The organism is Serratia microhaemolytica (assembly GCF_004011885.1).
Taxonomy (GTDB): domain Bacteria; phylum Pseudomonadota; class Gammaproteobacteria; order Enterobacterales; family Enterobacteriaceae; genus Serratia_G; species Serratia_G microhaemolytica.
In genome coordinates, this window is the sequence record NZ_SBEF01000062.1 from 1 (window position 1) to 6709 (window position 6709).

General features: G+C 46.8%; 7 protein-coding genes. 1 reads left to right on the top strand and 6 read right to left on the bottom strand.

Annotation, left to right across the window (positions count from 1 at the left end; all coding sequences use genetic code 11):
- Positions 1 to 561, top strand: a 561-nt coding sequence (gene tnpC / locus EOJ37_RS13375) for an IS66 family transposase (protein ID WP_127960398.1), incomplete at its 5' end; no start/stop codon positions are given.
- A 269-nt stretch (positions 562 to 830) separates the two neighbouring features.
- On the opposite strand, the gene dndE is transcribed toward tnpC, so the two are convergent.
- The 6 genes from dndE to EOJ37_RS14700 form a co-directional block, all read right to left on the bottom strand.
- Positions 831 to 1184, bottom strand: coding sequence for a DNA sulfur modification protein DndE (gene dndE, locus EOJ37_RS13380; protein WP_127960399.1), 354 nt, complete (start codon positions 1182 to 1184; stop codon positions 831 to 833).
- Positions 1184 to 3184 carry a DNA sulfur modification protein DndD gene (dndD, locus tag EOJ37_RS13385; protein WP_127960400.1) on the bottom strand — a complete coding sequence of 667 codons (2001 nt, stop codon included), beginning with the start codon at positions 3182 to 3184 and terminating at the stop codon, positions 1184 to 1186. The genes dndE and dndD overlap by 1 nt, the downstream gene beginning before the upstream one ends.
- A complete protein-coding gene (gene dndC / locus EOJ37_RS13390) occupies positions 3174 to 4808 on the bottom strand; it encodes a DNA phosphorothioation system sulfurtransferase DndC (protein WP_127960401.1) in 1635 nt (544 codons plus the stop codon). Before dndC ends, dndD begins: the two co-directional genes overlap by 11 nt.
- Entirely contained in the window at positions 4801 to 5892 is a 1092-nt protein-coding gene (gene dndB, locus EOJ37_RS13395; protein ID WP_127960402.1) for a DNA sulfur modification protein DndB, read from the bottom strand. The genes dndC and dndB overlap by 8 nt, the downstream gene beginning before the upstream one ends.
- Positions 5893 to 6302: 410 nt before the next feature.
- Positions 6303 to 6413, bottom strand: a complete 111-nt coding sequence (locus EOJ37_RS13400) for a helix-turn-helix transcriptional regulator (protein ID WP_127960403.1) — start codon at positions 6411 to 6413, stop codon at positions 6303 to 6305.
- 112 nt (positions 6414 to 6525) lie between these two features.
- On the bottom strand, positions 6526 to 6709 hold a 184-nt coding region (locus EOJ37_RS14700), incomplete at its 5' end, for a hypothetical protein (RefSeq protein WP_206194064.1).

Consider the following 6709-nt stretch of genomic DNA (forward strand, 5'->3'; position numbering starts at 1 on the left):
GGCTGCTTGACGCACGTCAGGCGAAAGTTCTTTGAACAATATAAAGTCAATCACCACCCGTTGGCTAAACGGGTACTCGACAGTTTCCGCGAACTCTACAAACTCGAACGGCTGATAAAAACGCGTTCACCCAAAAATCGACAACGCTGGCGACAGCGCTATGCCAGACCCCACCTGGCTAACCTGCATGCGTGGTTAGCCGCGCAACAGCATCAGGTTCCCAGTAACTCGGGTATTCACAAAGCCATCGTGCATGCCTTGAAACGTTGGCCTGCGTTACTCACTTATCTTGACGATGGGCGAATACCGATTGACAACAATCATATTGAAAACTGCATCCGTCCTGTGGCCTTAGGAAGAAAAAATTGGCTGTTTGCCGGGTCACTGCTGGCCGGGCAGCGCATGGCCGGTATCATGAGCCTGCTGCAAACCGCTAAACTCAATGGCATAGAGCCGTTTACCTGGTTGCACTTTGTGTTGACACATCTTCCAACGTGGAAAAATAGTCAACTGGACCAACTGCTGCCCCTGCCTGGTAACACCTTCTCCTCATCCACTTAATCTGCCGCTCACCTTAACCACTTAATATAAACTCGCAAGGTGAGATGGCCGGATGTTTACTGCTGTTTGGTGTATGGCATGGTTTATTCTCAAGCAGAGGATGTGATGGCGAGAATAATGATCGTGGTCAACGAAGCTGACAAGGTGAGATGGCCGGATGCTTACAGTTGAACACAAAGATTATAACGACTATGTGAGGTTACTCAAATAGGATGATATATTTCGCAAGGCCTGATATGAAAAATAACATGCTCAGACCTTGCGAGTTTTTATAGTACTTGAACCAAATCCTTTAAACTCCGATAATTCCTCAACGCAGCAATCCCATCCTCAACATGCGCAGCCCATGCCTTAATCATCGCCTTCTGCTCCAATTGTGGATAAAGCATCTTCAACACCAGTTCTGTAGCTTGCAGTGTTTCCCCAAGCCACGTAATTTTATCCAACACTAGCGAGCCATCCAGTTTCTTACTATCGAGCTCAGGCGAATAACGAAACTCACTCTCCACCGAGCGGAAAAATGCCAGTCGGGCCGCAACATTGGGCGTAATTCCCGTATATCCCTTTAGCTTTTTAAGCTGGTCTTCAGTCTGACGACTAAGCATCATTCGATTAGGGAGCATCAGATCGCCTCCTTAGTTAATTCCCAGAAATAGCCAGGTTTCAGCGCAGATGATTTGGTATGTGCATTAAACACAATCTCATAAGCATGAGAAATATCATCACGCAGTCGATCGACAAAATAACGCTCGTCCACTTCCGTATCAGTAGACAGCAGCACCACCTGATGGCTGGCAAACGGGAAATAGTGGTTAATTAACTTATCTCTATGTTGGGAATCCAGACGCCCTAATGGCGTATCGATAATCACCGGTAAATCACGACCAGAGGTTTTTGCCAGTGCATCAAGAATCGCGATCGCATAAATCTGCTTTTCACCCGCAGAAAGCAGCTTACGATTAATTACCGAATCCTTTTCATCCACCAGTTCAACATCAAATGTCTGTGGATTTATGTGCGCATTAAGCTGTAAATCCTCTTTGCGAGCAAGTTTATGGTAGGCGCTTTCGAAATTCGTTGACAGTGTTTTCACCCTTGCCTGTGTTAATACATCACTGTATTGGTCGAGCAAATTAATCGTTTCTTGCGCGTTTTTAAAAGCGCTACTGAAGCCATGCTGACTGCAGGCAACATCATGCATTTTTTGTACCTGACGTACGCAATCCAATTGCTGTTGCTTAACCCTTTTAGCCTCTTCCAGCAATGAAAGATATTTTTGCCGCTGTTTTTCACGTTGCTTATCCAGTTCACGTAGCTTCTCAAAGAGATCCATTAACTGGTCGTCTTCTGGGGCGCGGGCAATGTTGGCGGCAGCCTGTTCTAACTGCTGTTCAATCTCTGATAACTGGGTACGGTAAAGATCAAAGCGTTGCCATGCCTTTTTGCTGTCTTGTTCAATCGACTGCTGGAGAATACCAGCTTCACGTTCAGAGACATCAAACAGCAAATCGCCTTTAGGCTTAGTTGCCATATACTCTTTCAAATTATCGGTAATCGCTTCCGTGACAATTTTACTGGTAGTACTGGAACGCAACGCGATATCGTTTTTAAGCTGAGCTAAAAACTGCCCCAACTCTTTTTCAAAACTCTGAGTTTGCTTAATCTGGGTTTCATCAGCAATTTTTCCCAGCAACCGGGCTAACGTCTTCGGGGCCAGCGCATAAGGTAGCGCCCCATCACACTCCTGTCGCAGTGCCTTTTCCAGACGGCCCTTATCTTTCAGTAAAAAATCAACCTTATGTTTTTCCTGTGCTTTAGTCTGGGCAAATGCGCCACCCTGAGCATTTAGTAATCCTTCATAGCGGATGATATCTCTAGACAGAAACTCAATCCGATTTTTAGCAAAATCGGCTCTTTCCAGCAGCTCTTCAGTCTGGCACGCTAATTCTTTACTTTGTTTTTCAAGCACTGCAATCTGCTGTTGTTGAGAACCCGCTAACTGGCTGGATTGCTGGCGCTTAACAAAAATCATTAAGTCATTACGCAGTTTGGATATCAGATCGAGACCTAATAAACGACGCACTGCGGTACGCAGAATATTGCCGGATTCATCTTCCGCTAACTCTGCAATTTTCTCTCCGTCAAAAAAGAACAGATCGGCAATGCCATGCGGGATTAATTCATTAAGAAACCCTTGGCACTGATCGTAATCCAACTCACTAAGGGGTTGCCCATCCTGTTGCAGAGAGAGTCGGTCTTTCTTGCCCTTTTTCCATGCTCGCGTAACGGTAAATTCCGCTTCATGGCCGTCCTTGTTGTAGGTAAAGGTCAATTCAACTGCGGATTCTTCAGGTTGCTCAATATGGTACGCGCCATTGTGAATTAACGAGCTAAGCTGTTCAATATATTCGTGTTGTTGAGTCGCAAGGCCAAATGCCAACCGACCATACAACGCCAGGCGGATCGCCGACAGAATCGACGTTTTTCCAGCCCCGTTTAAACCACCAAACAGCACAATAGGGCGATGATTTACTTCGTGAGGGCGCTTTCTTGGAGCCAGATCAATGGTGTGAGTACCGTTAAATACCCGAAAATTATGTAATACTAGTTGTTTAATGAGCATGTTCGTTTTCCTCCTCGAGCAAAACAGAGGATTCACTGGCATCGACAATTCTTCGCTGTAGAACCTGAAGTTCAGCTTCCAGCCTGGTGACTTCTTCCTGATGAATATCCCGGTCGTTACGTTTTTGTAGCGGTGCCTGCTGCTGCTGGATCTCTTCGAGACTGCCCCAGTCCTGTTTTAGAATGATACCGAGCTTGTCAAAAATCCCCTGACGACGGCTCAGACCTTCCATTGATACTTCCAGTTGAATCAGCTTCATGACCATCTCGGGTGCAACGTCAAATCCCTGAGCTATCTGTACCAACAAATCTGCATCGCTGGCATCAAAGCGTGATTGATCATCAACTACCCAGTCCAGATCCCACTGATACACGTCACGGTAAATGCCGGGTAATGTGTCATACCAGTCTGGCTCATTAGGATCTTTCAGCCACTCCTGACGGATAGCATGTAGCTCTGGCTGGGTAATTAACGTAATCGTATGGCCTTGGGCATTTAAATCGCGCTCAATCTCCAGCAGCTCTTTCAGCCACTGCTGGCGATACTTTAGCCAGTAAGGGCCTGGAACATGCTTACGCTCGGCACTAATTTCTTCGCCATCTTTGGCATACTGATAACTGACCTTGCCAGTACGACGCTTATAGTTGCGAAATGTGTCTTTATTCACTGGGTCGGTGGTAAACGCCAGCAGATCGCGGTATTTCAGCAGCGGAGACATCCACTCTTCGCCATTCTTGATCAGACTCTCCATCGCTTTATCTTTGGTGACCACGGTACAGGTCCAGCAGCCAAAGCGGGAGTTACCACAGGAAGGGGTACTTTCATCGATCACCAATGGACATTCACCTTGTACTGAAGAGTCCATATAGAGAGTCCAGAGCGGGCGGTTATTGCCGCCCCACGGGCTTTCCCATTCATCAATATCGTACGGGGCATAACGAAACGCACCGCGTAGCAGTTTCCAGACATCTTCCACATCCCAGGTATCAATCGGGGTATAGATAAAGGCGTTTGCCAGCGTGGTGTGCCGGGCAAGACGTGAGCCATCAATTTTGTGTTTTGCGATGACCTGCGCACGGGAAGCGCTTTCACTACTGCGCGAACCCAGAACCACAATCACCTCATCAAATTGGCTGACCTTATCTTTAATAAAGTCGCTAACCGGATTAATTTTCATGCGTTCGGTACACCAGCGGAAACTGCGGGTGGGAGCCGGATAGCCTTTCCCCAGCAAATTCACCCAGAACGTTTCGTTGGTTTTGGGCGTCACAGCGTGCTGAGTGATTGGCAGGCCATTACGTTTTGCACCTGCTTCAATCTGCACCATGGTTTTCTTAATCAGATCCACGACCACCGGTGTTTCCACCAGGGTATCAGAGGACACCACAAAAACATCTTTACTGCGCATTTCTGGGGGCAGACCCAGCAAGGCCAGATACACCAGTGTGATCACTGCGGAAGAGTCTTTCCCACCGCTGTAACCAATCACCCACGGACGCTTATCTGCGCAGTAGATACGCTGAACTTCAGCAACATATTCCACGAGAGGGCGTCCGGCGAACTGTTCCTGATTAATAAAATCTTCGTACTCGGCCAGATCGAAGGCCTGAACCAATTTACTCATTAGACAACCATATTTGAGCTTCAAGCTCCTGTTCTTCAGGAGTGAGGGGAATTGAGAGCGCGGTTTTTAGCGCATTGCAGGTGAGCTGGATCGCTGTGCTGGTTTTACTCAGCTTACCATGTTGCATTGCACGCTTGATAAGATCCGGATTGTTCCTGTGCCAGTTAAATGTTTTGAGTTCAGCGATTTTCTCCGACCATTGCTCAGGGTAATCCGTCAACAGGGTATATCCGAGTTGCCCAATAGCCTGCAATCCAATGCCATGGGCGTGAATATAGTCCTGTCGTAGCTGTACGGGAGAAACCTCTTTTTTAGTTGCTAGTTGCCAATCCGGCATCACGCAAAAAATAGCCTGCCAGTAACCGGAGGCTATTTGGACGCATTCTTCAAAATTATTTTCTTTGGGATCTTTACCCAATAAAGCTCGAGTGGCCTGCTTGATGCTGCTCAACGTAAACAATTTATTTGACCGCTGGCTGATGCCGGATTTCTCCAGCTCAGTCATCCCAATGAACGGCTCCACTGACGTTGCTAGATACCGCGCCAGATTTGAACTGGCATCGCGGTGATCGTACAGTGATGCCAGTGACGGACTGGGACGAATGGCGTATTTATTCAGATCAGCGAACATCTGCTGGCTGCGTTTTAACCCTTCATCGACAAAAAACAGCACAGGAATATTATCCTGCCCCAGCTCTGGGCGAGCATTTAAAGCATCTTCAATTGCTTTACGGCGATGTTGGCCGTCATTAATGAGGATTTGTGCATCCATTGGCACACATAACGTCCCCAGATTGTTAGAGCCGGGGAATTCATCAAACTGGACGTCAACAGCGATGGACGCCGTTAGTGCGGAAAATACATAATCTTTTGGGTTTTCAAGAAGATAACGAACCATTTCAGGGATGCGTGATTTATTCAGCGTGCGCTGCGCGCGTAGCTCAGGCGGTACATCATTTTCATCAAAGCTGAATATCTTGGGGATAATGCGCATCGGGCACGTGGCGATGTAGAAAGGACGACCAGCCTGAATGCCACGTATAGCTGGAAAAGAGTAGCAGTAATCTGCATCGACACTAGGCATGCCGTAATCCGTAAAAAATTAATGAATTGGGGTACGTGATATTTTACGTGAATCAGCCGAGAATTACAGTCTTTTTACGTGAAAAATTGCGTACTACGTTTCAATATATGCCCGAAATTTAGTTCTGTAACCAAAAACATTCATGTAGATACGGCATTGTTAGTGTTGTTACTTGGTCTCTTTCAGAGCATTATCCGCTTTTTAAAACCATGGTTGCTCATGTGACAGACCAAATGAAGCTGTAGTTCAGCATCTCCATTATGGATGGCTGGAACTGATGGTTCAAGATTTTCGGATGCAAACGGGGCAAGGCTTCCCGTCACAGTAACGCCGCTTATCGTGTTCGCACTGCCAGCAGAGTGATATGCAGTTAACCGTTTTACGGAAGCGATGCTGGCCGGTTGACTTCATTACTCCAGTGAGTTTGCAATAACCTGCTGCATCCAGCTCTGGACTTCACTTTTATACCAACGGGAGCTGCGTCCCAGTTTGATGGGTTTCGGGAACTTGCCATCTTCTATTAATTTGTAGAACCAGTTGTAGTGTTCAAGAAAAAGTGATCGCCGATTTTCAACTTAAGCATGAAAAATAAACATTCAAGCGGTTGCTGTGTGTGATCCCTTAACCATCCCCTCATATGAACGAGGCATGGCAAGGCTTTTGAGGTATGATCTCCGTTATTGACCCGCGAATATCGAGCAGACAACCTCTATGCTTAATCACGAAATAATCTTTAACCACATTGATGACATATTCGGACAAGACATGCACGCCAAGCGTGTCTTGTCGCTTGCCAATGCAAGCCATGGGGTTATTG

Bases quoted from the DNA above. Each gene is read 5' to 3' on its own strand.
- dndE (WP_127960399.1), bottom strand. From the start codon at position 1,184: ATGCTCCCTAATCGAATGATGCTTAGTCGTCAGACTGAAGACCAGCTT.
- dndD (WP_127960400.1), bottom strand. From the start codon at position 3,184: ATGCTCATTAAACAACTAGTATTACATAATTTTCGGGTATTTAACGGT.
- dndC (WP_127960401.1), bottom strand. From the start codon at position 4,808: ATGAGTAAATTGGTTCAGGCCTTCGATCTGGCCGAGTACGAAGATTTT.
- dndB (WP_127960402.1), bottom strand. From the start codon at position 5,892: ATGCCTAGTGTCGATGCAGATTACTGCTACTCTTTTCCAGCTATACGT.